This window comes from Streptomyces otsuchiensis (genome assembly GCF_004305975.1).
GTDB classification, from domain to species: domain Bacteria; phylum Actinomycetota; class Actinomycetes; order Streptomycetales; family Streptomycetaceae; genus Streptomyces; species Streptomyces otsuchiensis.
In genome coordinates, this window is sequence record NZ_BHZI01000636.1 from 1 (window position 1) to 328 (window position 328).

General features: G+C 71.3%; 1 protein-coding gene. It reads right to left on the reverse strand.

Annotated features, from left to right (window positions below; translation table 11 throughout):
• Positions 1–328 (reverse strand): PAQR family membrane homeostasis protein TrhA (gene trhA / locus E0D90_RS26170; protein WP_174856272.1); only part of this gene is annotated, 328 nt, incomplete at both ends.

The window sequence follows — 328 nt, forward strand, 5'->3', positions numbered from 1 at the left end:
GCGCTGTAGAGCAGCCCGCCGACGATGACGAGCACCAGCACCGCGATGCCGCCGGTCCGCAGGAAGTCCGGCAGGAAGAAGACCGCGGCCCAGCCCATGGCGATGTAGCACGGTGTGTAGAGCCAGCGCGGCGCCCCGACCCAGAAGACGCGGAACGCGATGCCCGCCGCGGCTGCGGCCCAGATGCCCCAGAGAAGCAGCTGCTGGCGGCCGTCGTCGAGCAGCAGGATCGTCAGCGGCGTGTAGGTGCCGGCGATGATCCGGAAGATGTTGGCGTGATCCATGCGGCGGAGGACGGCCTCGCCGCGCGGCCCCCAGTTGCCCCGGG